Origin of the sequence: Natronomonas aquatica, from assembly GCF_024449025.1 — an archaeon.
Taxonomy (GTDB): Archaea; Halobacteriota; Halobacteria; order Halobacteriales; family Haloarculaceae; genus Natronomonas; species Natronomonas aquatica.
In genome coordinates, this window is the sequence record NZ_JAHLKM010000010.1 from 64,027 (window position 1) to 82,038 (window position 18,012).

The window sequence follows — 18,012 nt, forward strand, 5'->3', positions numbered from 1 at the left end:
AGAGCGTCGGAACGCCCACCACTCACAGAAAGGGCGGGATTCTCTCGCTGAATCAAGATAGGCGGCTATCGGCAGGTCTTTTAGTTCCGAAACCGGACCGGCGAATATGGTAGCGCTCGGACTGGTGGTCGCCCAGTTCAACAAAGAGCGGCCGGTGACCCAAGAAATGCAAGCCCGGGCCCGCGAGGCGGCGGCCGACGCCGACACCGACGCCGAGATCGTTGAGACCATCGAGGTGCCGGGCTCGTACGACGCGCCGCTTGCGGCCGACCGCCTCGCGAGGCGCGAGGACATCGACGCTGTCGTCGCGCTCGGCGCTATCGTCACCGGCGATACGGATCACGACCGCGTGATCGCGGACGCGGCGGCCCAGGGGCTCACCGACGTCTCCCTGAAACGCGATACGCCGGTCGCGCTCGGCATCACCGGGCCGGGGATGAGCCAGGCCGAGGCGGAAGAGCGTATCGACTACGGGGCAAGCGCCGTCCGGAGCGCTATATCACTCGCCGGAGAATTACAAGACTATGACACCTGAACTGGAGTTCACCGACCGCGTCGAACGGGTCGAGCCGAGCGCAACGCTCGCGATCAGCAACCTCGCAGCCGAACTGGAGGCCGACGGCGTCGACATCGTCGATCTCTCCGTGGGCGAACCCGACTTCCCGACGCCGGAGAACGTCGTCGAGGCCGGGAAGGCGGCGCTCGATGCCGGCCACACCGGGTATACCCCCTCGAACGGGATCCCCGAACTGAAGGAGGCGATCGTCGAGAAACTCGCCGGCGACGGTCTCGAGTACGGAACCGACGAGATCATCGTCACGCCGGGCGGGAAACAGGCGCTCTACGAGACGTTCCAGGCGCTCGTCGACGACGGCGACGAGGTGGTCCTTCTGGATCCGGCCTGGGTCAGCTACGAGGCCATGGCGAAGCTGGCCGGCGGAGAGCTATCGCGGGTCGATCTCTCCGGGTCGGGTTTCCAGCTCGAGCCCGCGCTCGACGACCTCGCCGAGGCGGTCTCGGACGACACCGAACTCCTCGTCATCAACTCGCCGTCGAACCCCTCCGGAGCCGTTTTCTCCGATTCGGCGCTGGAGGGCGTCCGGGATCTGGCGGTCGATCACGACGTGACGGTCATCTCCGATGAGATCTACGACGCGGTCACATACGACACCGAACAGACCTCGCTCGGATCGCTCGAAGGAATGGACGGACGGACTGTCACGATCAACGGCTTCTCGAAGGCCTACTCGATGACCGGCTGGCGGCTGGGTTATCTCGCCGCGCCCGAACCGCTCGTCGAACAGGCTGGAAAGCTCCACTCGCATTCGGTGTCGTGTGCGGCGAACTTCGTCCAACACGCCGGCGTCGAGGCGCTGGAGAACGCCGACGCGGCCGTCACCGAGATGTGCGAAGCCTTCGAGGAACGCCGCGATATGCTCGTGGACCTCTTCGCCGAACACGGCAAAGACGTGCCGGTCCCCGACGGCGCCTTTTATATGATGCTGCCGGTCGACAGCGACGATCAGGCGTGGTGTGAGGGCGCCATCGAGGACGCCCACGTCGCGACGGTCCCGGGCAGCGCCTTCGGGACGCCCGGCTACGCTCGGCTCTCGTATGCGGCCAGCGAAGAGCGCCTGCGGGAGGGCGTGGACCGCCTGGCCGACGGCGGGTACCTTTGACATCCTCTCGGCCCTGAAGGGCGAAGATTCCCACGGCACTGCGCCGCTGGTTTGGGATTTTTACGGTTTGTAGACGCCTCGAGAGACGGCTACTGGCTGTGCCAACCAGCTGTTACTCCTATCCCGGTATGGGATTCAGAGATACTTTTCCTGCCTGCATCCCGAAATCCACAACAGAAAGGGATGGTTTCTGCGTGGAATCAACGAATCCCGATAGTGTCCAATTAGGTGGGCGGACAGGCCGCCTCGGTTATCTATCAGTACGGTAATTACTTGCTTAAAACATCCGTTCAGAACGGAGAGCGTAGCGTGTAGAGGGGTTGTCGGATTCATCCCCGCGCTGAAGCGCGAGGCTTTCTCCTCGAACTTCCGTAATTCCGCCGAACTGATCGGCGCGCAGGTTCTGTACCTTTGTTGTACGATCGGTTTCCTGAAGTCGATGCTGTCGGACAGAACGGCTGATACGCTCGACCGGGCGCCGTTCGGACTCGAGAGTGTCGAGGCGTCTGTCCGACAGAACGAAAGACGACCGGCGCTGCCGTTAGGTTAGTCCTCTAGCGCGTCGGCGATCCGCTCGATTTCGCGGCGGATATCGTGGAGTTCGTCGCGGACCTTCCGGACCTCGCGGACGACCTCCTCGTTGTCGCTTCCGTCCTCCTGGCCGCGGCCACCCATCTCCGGCGGGCCGCCGCCCATACCGCCCGGACCGCCACCACCCATGCCACCCGGACCGCCGCCACCGCCCATCATGCCGCCCATCATCTGGGCGAAGGGGCTGCCGCCCATGCCACCCGGACCGCCGCCACCGCCCATCATCTCCTTCATTTTCTCCTCGCGGCTCATCTCCTCGCCGTCGCCCTCGCCGCCTTCACCCTCGGTGCGCTGTTGTCTGATCTCCTCGACGCGCTCGCGGAACGATTTCTCCTCTCCGTCCTCGCCCGCGTCGGTCGTCTCCGTCTCCTCTGCCGTGTTCTCTTCGTCCGTCATGCTCCCCCCTTTCGGCTCCCCACAAAAAAGTCCACAGGTTCTCCGGGTCGCAGTCATCCGAACGAGCCGAGACTGGACTGGAGTTCGCGCGAGGCCGCGCCGTTTCGCAGTTCGTACCCCACGAGCGACCGCATATCGACGGCGAAGGCCTCGCCGTCGCGTTCCAACAGGAGCACCCGGCCTTTGGTCCCGAGGACGGTCCCGGCCGCGAGCGTTTCGGGGAGCGGCGCCGACTCCAGATCGAGACCGTACCCGAACTCGAAGGTCCGTTCGACCTCGAAATCGGCCAACAGCTGTTCCCACGACTCGGTGTCGATTTCCCGTCCGATCCCGACGATCTTCGTCGGTACCCGGACCGAGTCGGGGACCGGCGTCGATCGGGCGATCTCCGACTCGATCTCCCGGGCGATCCGGCCGTTCTCGACGCGGCGGACGATCGCACCACGGTCGGCCCCCTGCTCACGGAGCCGGACACGAGGATCCTCGCGTCCGGTCACGCCGATCTTGAACGTCGAGGGCGCGAAGGCCGCCAGATAGACGGCGTGTTCCCGGTGACAGTCCATCTCGGCTTTGAGACACGTCCCGGTACAGCGGGCACAGATCCACGTCGAGTCGTGGGCCGCACAGTAGGGGGCACTCGAGCGCTCACAGGGGAGGTGTTCGTCCCCGTCGACGGCGCCCGCACACCGCCGCCGTCCGAGCGTGTAGGCCAGTTCCCGACCGGGGGGAAGCGGTTCGCGCTCGACGGTGCCCTCCCGGGCGACGAGAAGCGCCGCCGCTTGCGGCTCCTTTGCCCCTACGTCGTAGCCGACGACCTGCACAGGTGGTTCTAAACGGTCGGTCGGCTTAGGGGTTTCCTCCCGGAACGGACGGTTTCAGCAGTAGTCGCCGGTACACGCAGGTATGGGGCAAAACGGTTTTGTGTTCGAGACCGAATAGGACGTATGCTCGAAGCGGCGCTGGAGGTGACCGTCGGCGACGGGGTCGAGTTCTCCTTTTCAGTGGTCAACGCCGGCGATCGCCCGGTGGAACGCACCTTCCGGGACGCCTGTCGGGCCGATTTCGCGGTGTACCGCGACGGCCGGGAGGTCTGGCGCTACAGCGACGGCCGGGCGTTCGCACAGACCGTCTCGACGGCGGAGTTCCAGCCCGGCGAAGCGGCGACGTTCGAGGCAACCTGGCCCGATCCGGATCCCGGCGAGTATACCGCCGAGGCGGCCCTCCGGGTGAGCGACGGATCGGTGACCGCCCGGACACCCTTTTCAGTGTGACCCGGCGGGGAAGGAGCTCGATCGGTTCGGAGAGACCGTCGGCGGCGGTGGACCGTAACACCCCTAACGGACGGCAGTGAATGGTGGCTATGGAACGCGATCCAGGGGTCGCCGTCCTCCGCCTCGGTCACCGCCCCGGCCGGGACAACAGGATGACGACCCACGTCGGGCTGACCGCGCGTGCGCTCGGCGCCGACCGGGCGATCCTCGCCGGACGGGCGTCCGCCCCGAAGGAAACGATCGAGGACATCACGGACCGGTTCGGCGGCCCCTTCGAGGTCGAACTGACGGACGAGCCGGGGCGTGTGCTGCGTGAGTGGTCCGGGCCGGTCGTCCACCTGACGATGTACGGGCTCCCGATCCAGGACGTCGAGGACTCGATCAGAGCCGACCACGGGCCCGAGCCGGTCCTGGCCGTCGTCGGGGCGGGGAAAGTCCCCTTCGACGTCTACGAGCTGGCCGATTACAACGTCGGCGTGACGAACCAGCCCCACTCGGAGGTCGCCGGTCTGGCGGTCTTTCTGGACCGATTCTTCGAGGGGGCGGAACTCGACCGGGAGTGGACCGACGCGACACATCGGGTCGTCCCGAAGGCGACCGGCAAACAGGTCGAGCCGATCGAGGACGACTGACACGGGCCGTGTGGTCGCCGCCGGCGCAAAATTTCAAGTCGTGGACGGGTGAATCGACTCCGTATGGACACGACGTTCGAAACGACGCGGGTAGAATTCGACGACTCGACGGGTGTCGGCCGGATAACGCTCGATCGCCCCGACGCGCTGAACGCGCTGAACGCTCGGCTCCGGGAGGACATCGTCGGCAGCCTTCGGGCACTCGATGAACTGAACGACGACGGCATCGACATGCGCGTCGTCGTGATCGAGGGCGCCCAGGGGCACTTCTGTGCGGGCGCCGACATCACCGAGTTCGAGGCCGACGCCCCGACCGCCGACGTGGATCGAACGCACTACCGGTTCATCAGGGACTACCCGGTGCCGGTCGTTGCGAAGATCCGCGGTTACTGTCTGGGCGGCGGGCTCGAGACCGCGATGAGCTGTGATTTCCGGTTCGCGAGCGCCGAGGCGACGCTCGGGCTGCCCGAGGTCGATCTCGGTATCCTGCCGGGAGCCGGCGGCGTCCAGTTCATCAGCCGGCTCGCGAACCCCTCGGTCGCCATGGAGATCGCGATGACGGGCGAGCACATCTCCGCCGATCGGGCCGCCGAGGTCGGGATCGTCAACCACGTCTACCCCGAGGCCGAACTCGACGACGCCGTCGGGGAGTTCGCCGAGACCATCGCCGCCAAGCCGCCGCTGTCGATACAGGCCATCAAACAGTCCGCCAACTACGCCACCGAGGCCGGCCTCGAGGCGGGCATCGAGTACGACCGGACGCTCATCGAGCCGCTCTTCGGAACCGACGACCACGAGGAGGGTGTCAGGGCGTTCTCCGAGGACGATTACGAGCCCGAGTTCCACGGACGGTAGGTTCGCCTCCGGAGCCGTCGGTGCGCCGAGGGCCGACGCTACGGGTGAAGAGGTGCCGCGATACATCGAAGCGTAGGCGGAGCGATCGCGGTGCCGGAGGGACGGACGGGCACCAGGCCGGACCGTTCCGGAGTGGTAACGGTTTTTGTGTCTGCACGCTTAACGGGTGTATATGAGTGGCGATCCGAACGACGAGAAGCTACAGGAACTCCGCGAGGAGAAACTCGAACAGATCAAAGAACAGCAGGACGAGGGCGGCGACGCCGAGGCTGCCGAAGCCCAGCGCCAGCAGGCAGAGGCCCAAAAGAAGGCGATGCTCCGGAAGGCGCTGACCGACGGCGCGCGCAAGCGGCTCAACACCGTCCAGATGTCGAAACCCGAGTTCGGCGAGCAGGTCGAACAGCAGATCGTCGCGTTGGCCCAAAGCGGCCGGCTACAGGGCAAGATCGACGAAGAAAAGATGAAGGAACTGCTGCAGGAGATGAAACCCGAATCGCAGAGCTTCGACATCCGGCACCGGTAATGGAGTGTGGACTGCTGTTCAGCGCCGGCAAAGACTCCTCGCTTTCGGCGCTGTTGCTCGAAGACTTTTATCAGGTCACACTCGTGACCGCCCACTTCGGGTTCACCGACGACTGGACCTACGCCCGCGAGGCCGCCGAGGCGCTGGGGTTCCCGTTCGTCGCGATCGAACTCGACGCGGAGGTCGCCGATGAGGCGGTCGAGCGGATGCACGAGGACGGATTTCCCCGCGCCGGGATCCAGACGATCCACGAGGCCGCCCTGGAGGCGGCCGCCGTCGAGTACGACGTGATCGCCGACGGCACCCGCCGCGACGATCGGGTCCCGACGATCTCCCGAGCCGTCGCACAGAGCCTCGAGGACCGCCACGGGGTCGACTACGTCGCCCCGCTTTCGGGGTTCGGTCGGGGGGCCATCGACCGGCTCGTCGATTCGCATCTGACCGTCGAGTCCGGTCCCAGCGAGACGATACAGAAAGGCGACTACGAGACCGAACTCCGGGAACGGATCCGAAACCGGTGGGGCGAGGACGCCGTCGCGGAGATCTTTCCGGACCACGAACAGACCCGCGTCACCGGACGGGCGTGACCGCCAGACTCGCGGCGCCGCCCACCTTTTTGTCGTCTCACGTCGTATATGACCCCATGGAGTTCGTCATCGTCGGCTACGGCCGCGTCGGGGCTCGCACCGCTACCATCCTCTCGACCGAGGGACACGGAGTCGTGATCGTCGACCACGACGAGGATCGGGTCGAAAAGGCCCGGGACGACGGCTGTGAGGCGATCGAAGGTGACGCCGGGGACGAACGCGTCCTCGAACAGGCGAGGGTTAGCGAGGCAGACGCCCTGGCGGCGCTGACGAGCGATCTGAACGCCAACTTCACCGCATGTATGATCGCCAATAGCCACGGCTGCCGGACCGTCCTCCGGATCGACGAGGACTACCGCGAGGAGATCTACCGGAAGTACGCGGCCGACGTCGACGAGGTCGTCTACCCCGAACGGATGGGTGCTGCAGGGGCGAAGACGGCGCTTTTGGGCGGGGACCTGAACGTGCTCGGGGACCTGACCGAACACCTCACCGCGACGAGCCTCGAGATCCCGGAGGGGTCCTCGGCCGTCGGCCGGCGGGTCGTCGAACTGGACCTCCCCGGCGGCGCCAGAGTGTACGCACACGGACGGCGGCGGGAACCGATGACGATCCCGCTCCCCAGAACCCGGATCGAAGCGGGGGACCGCCTCGCGCTCATCGCCGAACAGGCGTCGCTCGAGGAGGTCAGATCGTCGATCAACGGGTAGGGGAAGTAACTAAAATAAGTTATACAAACCGTAGCGAGTAGCCGAATCCGATCGCTGAAAAGGTATTTCATTTTCCGGTTCGAAGCGGTTGTGTGGCGACTTTTAGGACAGAAAACGAAACTCCCCGGTTCGGAACTGACCTCGGCGAGGTGACGGGGGCGATAGGTGATTCGGTTACGGTACTCCCGCTCGTCGTCGCGCTGGGGCTTTTGACGCCGGCCTCGCTTTCACATCTGCTCGCCGGCTTCGCGCTGTTTCAGGTGCTCTGGGGGGTCGTCTACGGCGTGCCGCTGTCCGTCGAGCCGATGAAGGCGATCGCGGGGCTGGCGATCGCCGGGTCGATCACCTACGGCGAACTCGTCGCCGCGGGCCTGATGGCCGGAGGACTCCTGTTCGTCGCCGGGGCCATCGGGGCGCTCTCGCGGATCGAGTCGGTTATCGGCGAGCCGGTCGTCCGTGGTGTACAGTTCGCCGTCGCACTCGTTCTCGCTGTCGCGGCAATCGATCTCGCCGTCGGCGCCCCGACCGTCGCCGTTGCTGGGCTCGCGGTCGCCGTCGTCGTCGCGGCCGTCTCGAAGCGGGCCGTCGCGCTCGTGCTGTTGGCTCTCGGTGCGGGCTGGGCGGCGGTGACGACCGGCGTTCCCGCGCCGGCACTCCCGGCCGTCTCCGCGTTCCCGACGGGCGACCCGACCGTCTCCGTCGGGGCGATCGAGGGCCTCACGGCCCAACTGGCGATGACTGTCGGCAACGCCGCCGTCGCGACCTCGCTTTTGCTCTCCGATCTCTACAATACGGAGATCTCCTCCGACAGGCTCGCCGGGAGCATGGGAGTGATGAACCTCACGGCGGTCCCGTTCGGTGCCCTGCCGATGTGTCACGGCTCCGGCGGGCTGGCCGGCAAGCACGTCTTCGGCGCCCGGACTGGGTCCGCGAACCTCGTTGCCGGCGCCCTCTACGGCGGTCTCGCGTTGGTTGCAGGCGTACTCTTTGCGTTCCCGCTCGCGTTGCTCGGCGTCGTGCTGTTCGTCGTCGCGGCCTCGCTGGCCCGGGTGGCGTTCGCCTCGACGGAGCGGCCGTGGCTGGTCGGCGCGATCGGCGTCCTCGCGGTCGCGACAAACGTCGGCATCGCGTTCATCGCAGGGGTCGGGTGGTGGCGGCTCCGCGAGGGAGGGTTTTTGTCCGATCGGGCGTTGTTTTCGGGTATGTCGTGGGATCGCCTGTTCGATCGCGCCGAGGATCACGGAGTGACGGCCGAGGAAATACGGGCGGCACTCGAGGCACGCCGTGACGGTTGAGGACCCCGAAGCGAAGTACACGCGCCTCGTGGCTGACGCCGACGTTCTCGCCGCTGATCTGCTCGTCGGGGACGCTGCCCGGCAAGCGCTCGATACGGTCCGGTCGCATTCGTGGCTCGAGCTCCTCGCTACCGAACCGCTGTTGGCGGACGCCGAGGCAGTCGTCGGAACGCTCGCCGACGAACCCCTCGCGGCGGCGTGGCGCGAGTCGATCGGAGATCTGGTTACCCTTGTCGAGCAGCCGCCGGACGATCACCCGGCGCTGGCGGCGGCCTACCGCGGGAACGCGGGACAGCTCCTCTCGCTCGATAGCCGGCTTCGGAGCGCTCGCGCGGGCGCGAACCTCCAGGGTGTAATGGACGTCAGCGTCCGATCGCCCGACGCGTTCGTCTCCGTGTTCGACCCCGAAACGGCCTACGAGCTGGCGTTCGACGCGCCGTATCCGGGACCGGACCGGGACTCACGTGACTGATCGCCTTCACCTGTCGACGAACCACTCGGCGAACTTCCCGAGCGCCCGCCCCCGGTGTGAGACCGCGTTCTTCTCGTCGGCGCTCATCTCCGCGAAGGTCCGTCCGCTGTGTTCGAAGATCGGGTCGTATCCGAACCCGCCGGTCCCGCGGGGTTCGACGATCCGGCCCGGGACCGCCCCCACGAAGAGTTTCACGGGGAGATCCTCCCCGGTGACGGTGTCGTCTGTCGTTGCTGACGCCCGATCTTCAGCCGCCAGGTCCTGTCCACGTCGGTCGTCGGTGTCGATCGGTTCGGGCGAGGCCTCGAACGGATCGCCGTCGCAGTAGGCGATCACACACCGGAACTTCGCCCGGGTCGCGTCCTCGCGTCCGGCGAGGTCGCCGACCCGCTCGACGCCGAGGGTGTCCTCGACGTACGCCGAGTATGGCCCCGGAAAGCCGTCGAAACCATCGATGTAGAGGCCGGCGTCGTCGACGATGACCGGCTCGCCGACGTGTTCGTAGGCGTCACGGGCGCCGTGGGCCGCGACGCGCTCGAGCGAGTCGGCCTGGATCTCCGGGTAGTCGTACTCCAGGGCAGCCACCTCGTCGCCGAGGTACTCCTCGGCTTCCCGGACTTTGCCGTCGTTCGTCGTCACGTAACGGAGCATACCCGAACATCGGTTCGCGTATAAAAAGGGCCACCGGTACGCGGCGAGCGTCGGCCGTTTTCGTTCCCGAAAGAGCTATTTCGCAGGTTCATAAATCAGAGGCATGCCACTTATAAATGAAGCCGACATGGAGTGGTCAGAACTGGACCACGGCGAGACGCGGTTCAGGCGAAAACAACTGGGGGAAGCCGCCGAAAGCGAGACGCTCGGGTGCAGCCTCTATGAACTCCCGTCCGGGCGGAAATCGTGGCCGTACCACTACCACACTGCCAACGAGGAGGCGCTGTACGTCCTCGAGGGGAGCGGGTCGATCCGGCTCGGCGGTGAGACGTACGATCTGGAAGCGGGCGATTACGCCCCGCTGCCGGCCGACGAGTCGGGCGGCCACAAGGTGATCAACGACTCCGAAGACGTCCTCCGGTACCTCGCGATCTCGACGATGAACGAGCCGGACGTGACGGTCTATCCGGACTCGGGGAAGATGGGTGTCTACGTCGGCTCGCCCCCCGGCGGACAGGAGGGACGGACGCTGGAAGGGTACTTCAACGTCGACGACGACGTCGACTACTGGGAGGGAGAGTGGCCGGGGGGCGTCGGAGTCTATATATTGATATTTAGGTAAATATAGTCATGTCGTTACAGACATATACTTACAGACTGCTCCCCAATAAACATAGTATCCTATTTATGCCGTTCCGGGATACCGTCGGGTAATGGCACCAAGCCAGTTCGACGGGATAACGCGGCGTAACGCGATCAAAGCACTCGGTGGCGCGGGCGCCTTCGCCATGGCCGGCTGTACGTCCGATGACGGCAACGGTGGTAATGGCAACGGTGGCAACGGTAACGGTGGCAACGGTAACGGCGGCAACGGCGACGGTGGTGGCTCGCTATCCGGTGACATCCGCATCTCCGGAAGCAGTACGGTCTACCCGGTTGCCCAGGAGGTTAGCCGTCAGTTCGCCCAGAACAACCCGGACGTGAGCTTCAATCTCACTCGGGACGGCAGCGGCGGCGGGTTCGAGAACGTCTTCATCCCCGGCGACAGCGACATCAACAACGCGAGTCGCCCGATCGGAGACGACGAACTCCAGCGCTGCCGCGACAACGGCATCGAGCCGGTCGAGTTCTTTATTGCACAGGATGCGCTCACTGTTGTCGTCAACAACGACGCCGACTTTATCGACTCGATCTCGCTGGAGGATCTCGCGACCATCTGGTCGCCGGACACCATGCCGGAGACGTGGGCGGAGGTCAACTCGGACTGGCCCGACGAACCGTTCGATCTCTACGGGCCGGCGAGTACGTCGGGCACCTACGACTACTTTATCGAGACGGTCGTCGGGGAGACCGAATCTGATCAGGAGATCCGCGGCGACTTCGAGGGGACCGAAGAAGACGACCTGATCGCACAGGGTGTGGCCGGCAACGAGTACGCACTCGGGTATCTCCCCTTCGCGTACTACACGAACAACCCGGACACGGTCAAGGCACTCAGCCTCAGCGAGAGCGGCGGCGATCCCGTCGAGCCGAGCCTCGAGGGCGCCCAGAGCGGGAACTACCCGCTCGCTCGGCCGCTGTTCTTCTACGGCCACATGGGCAAGATACAGGAGAAAGATCACCTCCAGGCGTTCCTCGAGTTCTACATCAACGAAGCCGACGAGGACTACATCGCCGAGGACATCGGCTACGTCCCGGCCAGCGACCAGATGGTAGAGGACAACCTCACCGCCCTCGAGGAGGCGATCGCCGGCGAGTACGAGTATAGCGCGTAGCATCCGAAAGGGAACGCTGATTATGCACCTCTCGTTTTACCAACCTACATGAGCAAGGAATCGGAGACCGGGATCGGGTCGCTCCAGCGGAGCGGGTTCGTCGTCCGCAAGGAACGACTCTACGCCCGCCTGATCGCAGCGAGCGCCGTCCTGACGATACTCGTCACTGTCGGGATCATCCTGGCGTTATCCGGACGCGCGTTCTCGTTCTGGTCGGAGATATCGCCGGTCACGTTCTTCACTGGAACGAGCTGGAGCCCTGTCATCGCCCAATCGTACGGCGTGCTCCCGTTGATAAGCGGGACGCTCATCGTCACCGTCTTCTCGGCGCTGATCGCGCTCCCGGTCGGATTGGCGGCGGCGATCTATCTCAGCGAGTACGCGAGCGATACGGCCCGATCGATACTCAAACCCGCCCTGGAAATCCTCGCCGGCGTGCCGACCGTGATCTACGGTTACATGGCGCTCGTGTACGTCACGCCGCTGATCGACAGCGTCCTCCCGCTCTCCGCACAGGTTATTCCACCTGGCGTCCCCGTCCTTCCGGAGTTTACCATCGTCATGCCGTCGCTCCGCACGTTCAACGCGCTGTCGGCGAGCTTCGTCGTCGGGATCATGATCATCCCGATGGTCTCCTCTATCAGCGAGGACGCGCTGAGCGCGGTTCCGGATAGCCTCCGACAGGCCGGGTACGGACTCGGGTCGACGAAGTTCGACGTCTCGACGAAGATTGTCGTTCCGTCGGCGACCTCCGGTATCGTCGCGTCGTACGTCCTTGCTCTCTCGCGGGCCATCGGCGAGACGATGGCCGTCACGATGGCGATGGGGATGAGCCCACAGATGCCGTACTTCCCGAACGTGCTGAAGAACCTCGCGGAATCGGGGCAGACCATCACGGCGGCGATGGTCCAGATCGCCGGCGCGGACTCTCTCGGGAGCGGTCCTACCTACGAGGCGATGTTCGCACTCGGCATGACGCTGTTCGTGATCACGCTGACGATGAACGTCCTCGCCGAACTGGTCAGACGGCGGTTCCGGGAGGAGTACTGAGATGGCAACCGAAGAAACAGGCGATCAACTCGGACAGACCACGAGACTCAGGCTCCAGAAACTGAAAGGACAGCTCTTCGAGGTCTCGCTCGTCGCGGCGACGCTCGTCGGCATCCTCGCGCTTTTGGTGTTGTTCGCGTATATTTCCGTGGACGCCTTCCGGCCGGGGGCCGCATCACCCGTGTGGTTCCTCGCCTACTTCGGTACCCTCGTAGCCCCGATGGCCGCGTTCACGCTGTATGCCCGGCGAAAACCGGCAGTACAGGAGACGAACGCCAGGGCGTTCGCGGCGGTGTTCGGGGGCCTCCTCCTGAGCGTTGTGATGTACGCCGTTATCGATTCGCTCAGTCCCTACGACGTGTTCACCTACGTCTTTTTTGCGTCGATCCCGCCGGCGCTCGTTTTGACCTACGATCGGACGACGGACGACCGGACGTACACCGGACCGGCCATTCCCGTGTCGATCATCGTCGGCCTCGGCGTCGCGGCGGTACTGTACGATTTCGTCCGCGGGCCGATCGGGATCGCCGCGGAGTGGATCATGTACTTCGGTCTCGTCACCGTCCCGGCGGCGCTGCTCGTTGCGAGGCTGACGGCTTCCCGTCGCGGTCGCCGCACCGGCGCCATCGCTGGGGGAGCCGTCGCCGCGGGCGGTCTCGCTGTCGCCCTGGCGTCGATCGTCGCCGGGATCGACGCGTCGCTTCCGGTCGTCCTCTTTTCGGGATCCGTCGTTCCCACGAGCTACGTCGTCTGGCGGTCGGTCCGGACGAATCCGGAGGGCCGCGTCGGTGTCGTGGGGCCGTTCGTTCTGATCGGGGGCACGCTGCTCGGTGCCTCGCTCGTGGAGGGGTTCGGTATCGACAACCCGGACACGTTTCTCACACCGAACCTTCTGCTTCAATCTTGGGACGGACTGACCGCGAGTAATGCGGGTGTTTACCCGCAGATCGTCGGATCGATCGTCGTCGTGGGCTTCATGGCGGTCCTCGCGTTTCCGGTGGGGATCGGCGCGGCGATATACCTCGAGGAATACGCGCCTAGTTCCGGCTGGGGCGGCCGGCTGGCGACGCTGTTGGAGGTGAACATCTCGAATCTCGCCGGGGTTCCCTCAGTCGTGTACGGGCTGCTCGGGCTCGCGCTGTTCCGGCGGACGCTCGGGTTCGGGACCGGTATCGTCGTTTCGGCGGCGGGGACGCTCGGGCTGCTCATTCTTCCGATCGTGATCGTTTCGACCCAGGAGGCGCTTCGGTCCGTCCCCGACGACCTCCGGCAGGGGTCGTATGGCATGGGCGCGAGCCGGTGGCAGACGCTCCGTGAGGTCGTTTTGCCCGAGGCGATCCCCGGGACGCTCACCGGGACGATTCTCGCGTTGGCGCGGGCGATCGGCGAGACCGCGCCGCTGGTCATCATAGCGGTCGCCACGACGACGTACAGTCCGCCGAGCGGGCTGTTTTCGAGTGCGACGGCGCTGCCGTTACAGATTTTCGCCGCTTCGGCGAACGCAAAGCCCGAGTTCCGTCACGGGGTCGTTCCCGCGGCGGCCGTGGTGTTGCTCGTGTTGATGCTGTTGATGAACGCGACGGCAATCGTTATCCGGAACAAGTACGGACGTGGGAACTAACAAATGAGCGAACCAGACACATCCCCGAAGGTCCAGACGACGATCGAGACCGGCGACGAAGAGCCGCGAGACGCTCCCCTCAATACCAAGGAGACGATCATCGAGACGCGTGATCTAGACGTCTACTACGGCGAGGAGCAGGCGTTAGACGACGTTTCGATGGAGATATACGAACACGACGTGACGGCGCTGATCGGCCCCTCCGGCTGTGGCAAGTCGACGTTTCTCCGGTGTATCAACCGGATGAACGATCTGATAGACTCCTGTCGCGTCGAAGGCGACGTCGAGTTCGGCGGCAAGAACGTGTACGACGACGACGTGGACCCGGTCGCGTTACGGCGGAAGATCGGAATCGTGTTCCAAAAGCCCAATCCGTTCCCGAAATCGGTCCGTGAAAACGTCGGGTACGGGCTGAAGATCCAGGGCTACGAGGGCGACGTCGACGAGCGGGTCGAGGAGTCGCTCAAAAGCGCCGCGCTGTGGGACGAGGTGAAAGACCAACTGGACTCTTCGGGGCTCGATCTCTCGGGCGGCCAGCAACAGCGGCTGTGTATCGCCCGGGCGATCGCGCCGGACCCGGAAGTGATCCTCATGGACGAACCGACGTCGGCGCTCGATCCGGTCGCCGCCTCGAAGATCGAGGACCTCATCGACGACCTCGCGGAGCAGTACACCGTCATCATCGTCACCCACAACATGCAGCAGGCGGCGCGGATCTCCGATCGAACCGCCGTCTTCCTTACCGGCGGCGACCTCGTCGAGTACGACGAGACCCAGAAGATTTTCGAGAACCCGGAGCACCAGCGCGTCGAGGACTACATCACCGGCAAGTTCGGATAGCGATGGCCCGGAGGGACTACCGGCGGCAACTGGACGCGCTCCGTTCGGAGCCCCCGAGATGAGCGATCTCGTTTTCGATCGCTACGAAACCGCGCTCAAGACCCTCGAGACCAAAGACGAATCGTTGCCCCGGGAAGTCATCGAGGGCGATCAGGAAATCAACGAACTGTATCTCGAACTATAAGCCGACTGTTCGATCTGTTCGCGCTCCAACAGCCCGTCGCGGGCGATCTCCGGTTCGTGGCCTCGTCGTTCAAGATCATCACCGACTTAGAGCGGATCGGCGATCTCTCGACGATTCTCGCCGGCTACGCGATCGACGCCGAACATGAGCGATATCCCGAAATCGGGTGATGTACATCGGCACGGAGGCCGGCGCGGTGGTGACCGAGACCATGGACGACGTCTCGCGGTTGCTGTTGACGATCCGGGACCTCGAACGCGTCGCCGATCACGCACCAACGTGTGTGTCAGAACGGTATATATGACCGATCACGACACCGACTCGATCCGCTGATACGGATCGAAGGATCTCAGATCGCCAGCGTCGCCCGGAGCATATCCCGTGTCCCGGGGCCGAGTCCCACCGCGAGGATCGCGATCAAGAGGAGATAGGCGTACCGCGGGCTTTCTTCGAATATCTCGTCGTTGAATACCCAGACGACGAAGACGGCGGCGGCGATCTTGATGAAGAGAAATGGCCAGGCAGTCCCGATGGCCTCCGAGAGCCATGCGGGCTGGAGCCGTGCGGTGACCCGGACTGTCGCCTCGTTGACGACGTGTTTCGAGCTGTAAGTCACGCCAGTGCCGATCGCTCCGGTCCAATCGAGGCTCACCACGTTGGCGATTCCGTCGACGGTATGGCCCCACACGACGAGTATGCCGAGATACCCCGTCCCGTCGTTTACGAACTTCGCGTACCGCTGGCTGGCCCACCAGAACAGCCCTGCAACGAGCGTCGCTCCCCCGAGGGTGATGATCGCGATAGACGGGAAGAACTCGACGATTTCGGTCGTCGCGGAGATATACAGCAGCCACCCGACCGTCCCGACGAGCGCGACCGACCCGACGCCGCCGACGAACGTTTCGTAGGCTTCGAGGACGCCGCGGCGGGCTAACGTGATCGCGACCACGAGAGTCGCCAGGGTGAGGGCGAACATCACGAAGTAGATGAACGGGCTGATAATGAGTGCGACCGGCGGATAGGGGAGCAACATCCCGGCCTCGGCCCGCAGAAAGGCGACGTTCGTGTCCTCGACGACCCGGAGGGCGCCGCCGAGGAGCATGAACGGTACCAGTGCGACGTAGAACCGCGGCGTCATCCGAACCTCGAGTCGCTGGAGCAACAACAGCACACCGACCAGCATGAACACCAACACGACGGCGTAGCTGATCGTCGAGACAGTCGTATACCCGGGTGTGACGGCGATCCCGTCGGCGGCCGCACAGGCCGACTGGCTATAGAGCCGTTCGGTGGCACCGCCTGTCCGGACCACACAGCTCGCCCCGTGGGCGTCGGCGTCGACCGGACCCCAGAAGTATCGCCACAAAAAGCCGTCGTACACAACTCGGGGGAAGACAGCCGCCCCGACCGCAAGGGAGACGACGCCGCCGAGGAACGCCGCGAGCCACGCGCGGGCGGGATCGAGGTCGTCGGGGAGATCCATATCGGATCCCCCGGCCCACGGCGGTTTCACCTTTCCGGTCGACCGCGTCCGTGGGACACGGCCACCGTGAGAGCTATCCGTTCGTGTCTTCGATCGCGCGGGCCGCCTCGAGGACGGTATCGTGTGCCCGCCCGTTCGAGGCGACCAGCCCCCGGCTGTCGTGTCGCCACGGGTCGCCGTCGATATCGGTGACTGTCCCGCCGGCGGCTTCCACGAGGCCGACGCCGAGCACCGTATCCCAGGGATATCCGCGGAGGTTCGTGACGACTGCCTCGACGGCGCCGGCCGCACACAGCGCGAGTTCGAACTGCGCCGACCCGAACCGCCGCATGTCGCCGAACCGCTCGATGATCCCCCGACAGGCGGCGGCGTACTCCTCTCGGCGGTCGAACCCCCACCACATCGTCGGAACGACGAGGAACGTCTCGGGATCCGTCCGGTCGCTGACCGAGAGCGTCCGGCCGTTCCGGAACGCCTCGCCCGCTTGCAACCGGAACGTGTCGCCGACGACCGGCGCGACCGTCGCTCCGCCGATCGGCTCGCCGTCGACCGTCGCCGCCACGCTCGTCGTCCAGACCCCGACCCCGCGGACGAAGTTCGCGGTCCCGTCGATCGGATCGACGATCCAGCCCGGCCCCTCCTCGGGGACTGCCGCCGGCGTGTCGTCTTCCTCGCCGACGATCGGTTCGCCGCCGAACTCCGCTTCTATCACCTCGATCACCCGGCGCTGGGTGGCCCGGTCTGTCTCCGTCACCACGTCCGTCTTTCCGGCCTTCGTCTCGACGGAGAGGTCCGTCCGGAACGACCCAGCCGCGGTTTCGGCCCCGGCCTCGGCGGCCCGGACCGCACACTCGGTGCGTGTCTCCATGCCGTCGCTGGGACGGCACTGCGGAAAGCGCCACCGATTTGACTGATCCGCGCGTTTCCCTCGTATGCACACCCTCGCAAAGCGGATCCACAACCTCACACCGCGGGACGTACGGCTCACCTTCGAAGATGACTCGACCGTTGTCCTCGAAATGCGCTCGGCAGAGTTCTTCCAGGAGGCGTTCCAGGCCGAGGGAGCCGGTCCGGAGGGCATCACCTACCGGCTCGTCACCGACGGTGAAGACGATCCGCTCGTCGCCGGGCGCGAGACCGACGACGGGTGGGCGACCGCGGGGACGGTCGTCGACGCCGAACCGGCAGACTAATAACGGATCAAAGCAGCGGAACGGACGACGAATCACGTCCTTGGCGCTTCGACTGTCGGCGTGGCACCGAAAGGAATATTGCGAGGGAAGGCCGCTCCAACGCGGTCTTCCGCACCCCGGGGATGGACCCCGGCGATGCGAGGGGAGGGATTTGAACCACGGTCAGAGCAGAGCTCTTCCCTGATTCAAATCCCTCCTGCATTC

At 65.2% G+C, this 18,012-nt stretch carries 21 protein-coding genes and 1 pseudogene; 17 read left to right on the forward strand and 5 right to left on the reverse strand.

The window, feature by feature from the left end; all coding sequences use genetic code 11:
• Positions 1-106: 106 nt before the first annotated feature.
• Together ribH and KM295_RS09320 are read left to right on the forward strand one after the other, a co-directional pair.
• Positions 107-535, forward strand: coding sequence for a 6,7-dimethyl-8-ribityllumazine synthase (gene ribH, locus KM295_RS09315; protein WP_256029675.1), 429 nt, complete (start codon positions 107-109; stop codon positions 533-535).
• On the forward strand, positions 525-1,679 hold the full coding sequence (locus tag KM295_RS09320; protein ID WP_418904779.1) for a pyridoxal phosphate-dependent aminotransferase: 1,155 nt from the start codon (positions 525-527) through the stop codon (positions 1,677-1,679). The genes ribH and KM295_RS09320 overlap by 11 nt, the downstream gene beginning before the upstream one ends.
• 546 nt (positions 1,680-2,225) lie before the next feature.
• Here KM295_RS09320 and KM295_RS09325 read toward each other — a convergent pair.
• Both KM295_RS09325 and KM295_RS09330 read right to left on the reverse strand, forming a co-directional pair.
• Positions 2,226-2,666, reverse strand: a complete 441-nt coding sequence (locus KM295_RS09325) for a hypothetical protein (protein ID WP_256029676.1) — start codon at positions 2,664-2,666, stop codon at positions 2,226-2,228.
• Positions 2,667-2,719: 53 nt separating this feature from the next.
• Entirely contained in the window at positions 2,720-3,487 is a 768-nt protein-coding gene (locus KM295_RS09330; RefSeq protein ID WP_256029677.1) for a DUF2797 domain-containing protein, read from the reverse strand.
• A 123-nt stretch (positions 3,488-3,610) separates the two neighbouring features.
• On the opposite strand from KM295_RS09330, the gene KM295_RS09335 reads away from it, so the two are divergent.
• The 8 genes from KM295_RS09335 to KM295_RS09370 all read left to right on the forward strand — a co-directional run bounded on the left by KM295_RS09335 (position 3,611) and on the right by KM295_RS09370 (position 9,011).
• Positions 3,611-3,937, forward strand: coding sequence for a BsuPI-related putative proteinase inhibitor (locus KM295_RS09335; RefSeq protein ID WP_256029678.1), 327 nt, complete (start codon positions 3,611-3,613; stop codon positions 3,935-3,937).
• Between the two features lie 89 nt (positions 3,938-4,026).
• A complete protein-coding gene (locus tag KM295_RS09340; RefSeq protein ID WP_256029680.1) occupies positions 4,027-4,569 on the forward strand; it encodes a tRNA (cytidine(56)-2'-O)-methyltransferase in 543 nt (180 codons plus the stop codon).
• 63 nt (positions 4,570-4,632) lie between these two features.
• The gene (locus KM295_RS09345; RefSeq protein ID WP_256029681.1) at positions 4,633-5,424 is read left to right on the forward strand and encodes an enoyl-CoA hydratase/isomerase family protein; all 792 of its coding nucleotides are present in this window, start codon (positions 4,633-4,635) and stop codon (positions 5,422-5,424) included.
• A gap of 172 nt (positions 5,425-5,596) precedes the next feature.
• Positions 5,597-5,947, forward strand: coding sequence for a DNA-binding protein (locus KM295_RS09350; RefSeq protein WP_256029682.1), 351 nt, complete (start codon positions 5,597-5,599; stop codon positions 5,945-5,947).
• Positions 5,947-6,534 carry a DUF7411 family protein gene (locus KM295_RS09355; RefSeq protein ID WP_256029683.1) on the forward strand — a complete coding sequence of 196 codons (588 nt, stop codon included), beginning with the start codon at positions 5,947-5,949 and terminating at the stop codon, positions 6,532-6,534. The genes KM295_RS09350 and KM295_RS09355 overlap by 1 nt, the downstream gene beginning before the upstream one ends.
• A 56-nt stretch (positions 6,535-6,590) precedes the next feature.
• Positions 6,591-7,244, forward strand: coding sequence for a potassium channel family protein (locus KM295_RS09360; RefSeq protein ID WP_256029684.1), 654 nt, complete (start codon positions 6,591-6,593; stop codon positions 7,242-7,244).
• Positions 7,245-7,336: 92 nt separating this feature from the next.
• Positions 7,337-8,539, forward strand: a complete 1,203-nt coding sequence (locus KM295_RS09365) for a putative sulfate/molybdate transporter (protein ID WP_256029685.1) — start codon at positions 7,337-7,339, stop codon at positions 8,537-8,539.
• Positions 8,529-9,011 (forward strand): DUF7384 family protein, encoded by a 483-nt coding sequence (locus KM295_RS09370; protein ID WP_256029686.1) that lies wholly within the window; start codon positions 8,529-8,531, stop codon positions 9,009-9,011. The genes KM295_RS09365 and KM295_RS09370 overlap by 11 nt, the downstream gene beginning before the upstream one ends.
• 6 nt (positions 9,012-9,017) lie before the next feature.
• Here the strand turns inward: KM295_RS09370 and KM295_RS09375 are convergent, their stop codons facing one another.
• Positions 9,018-9,662, reverse strand: a complete 645-nt coding sequence (locus KM295_RS09375) for a non-canonical purine NTP pyrophosphatase (protein ID WP_256029687.1) — start codon at positions 9,660-9,662, stop codon at positions 9,018-9,020.
• Positions 9,663-9,765: 103 nt separating this feature from the next.
• On the opposite strand from KM295_RS09375, the gene KM295_RS09380 reads away from it, so the two are divergent.
• From KM295_RS09380 to KM295_RS09405, 6 genes and pseudogenes are all read left to right on the forward strand, one after another.
• Positions 9,766-10,284, forward strand: a complete 519-nt coding sequence (locus KM295_RS09380; RefSeq protein WP_256029688.1) for a cupin domain-containing protein — start codon at positions 9,766-9,768, stop codon at positions 10,282-10,284.
• Positions 10,285-10,375: 91 nt separating this feature from the next.
• The gene (locus tag KM295_RS09385; protein ID WP_256029689.1) at positions 10,376-11,437 is read left to right on the forward strand and encodes a PstS family phosphate ABC transporter substrate-binding protein; all 1,062 of its coding nucleotides are present in this window, start codon (positions 10,376-10,378) and stop codon (positions 11,435-11,437) included.
• Between the two features lie 48 nt (positions 11,438-11,485).
• Complete coding sequence (gene pstC / locus KM295_RS09390) at positions 11,486-12,487, forward strand: phosphate ABC transporter permease subunit PstC (RefSeq protein ID WP_256029690.1); 1,002 nt, start codon at positions 11,486-11,488, stop codon at positions 12,485-12,487.
• A 1-nt stretch (position 12,488) separates the two neighbouring features.
• Positions 12,489-14,108 carry a phosphate ABC transporter permease PstA gene (gene pstA / locus KM295_RS09395; RefSeq protein ID WP_256029691.1) on the forward strand — a complete coding sequence of 540 codons (1,620 nt, stop codon included), beginning with the start codon at positions 12,489-12,491 and terminating at the stop codon, positions 14,106-14,108.
• Between the two features lie 3 nt (positions 14,109-14,111).
• Positions 14,112-14,948, forward strand: a complete 837-nt coding sequence (pstB, locus tag KM295_RS09400; RefSeq protein ID WP_256029692.1) for a phosphate ABC transporter ATP-binding protein PstB — start codon at positions 14,112-14,114, stop codon at positions 14,946-14,948.
• A 2-nt stretch (positions 14,949-14,950) separates the two neighbouring features.
• Positions 14,951-15,465 (forward strand): annotated as a pseudogene (locus tag KM295_RS09405) (phosphate signaling complex PhoU family protein).
• 16 nt (positions 15,466-15,481) lie between these two features.
• Here the strand turns inward: KM295_RS09405 and KM295_RS09410 are convergent.
• On the reverse strand, positions 15,482-16,615 hold the full coding sequence (locus tag KM295_RS09410; RefSeq protein ID WP_256029693.1) for a DUF63 family protein: 1,134 nt from the start codon (positions 16,613-16,615) through the stop codon (positions 15,482-15,484).
• A gap of 73 nt (positions 16,616-16,688) precedes the next feature.
• The gene (locus KM295_RS09415) at positions 16,689-17,483 is read right to left on the reverse strand and encodes an inositol monophosphatase family protein (protein ID WP_256029694.1); all 795 of its coding nucleotides are present in this window, start codon (positions 17,481-17,483) and stop codon (positions 16,689-16,691) included.
• Positions 17,484-17,547: 64 nt separating this feature from the next.
• On the opposite strand from KM295_RS09415, the gene KM295_RS09420 reads away from it, so the two are divergent.
• A complete protein-coding gene (locus KM295_RS09420) occupies positions 17,548-17,808 on the forward strand; it encodes a DUF8072 family protein (protein ID WP_256029695.1) in 261 nt (86 codons plus the stop codon).
• Positions 17,809-18,012: the final 204 nt, after the last annotated feature.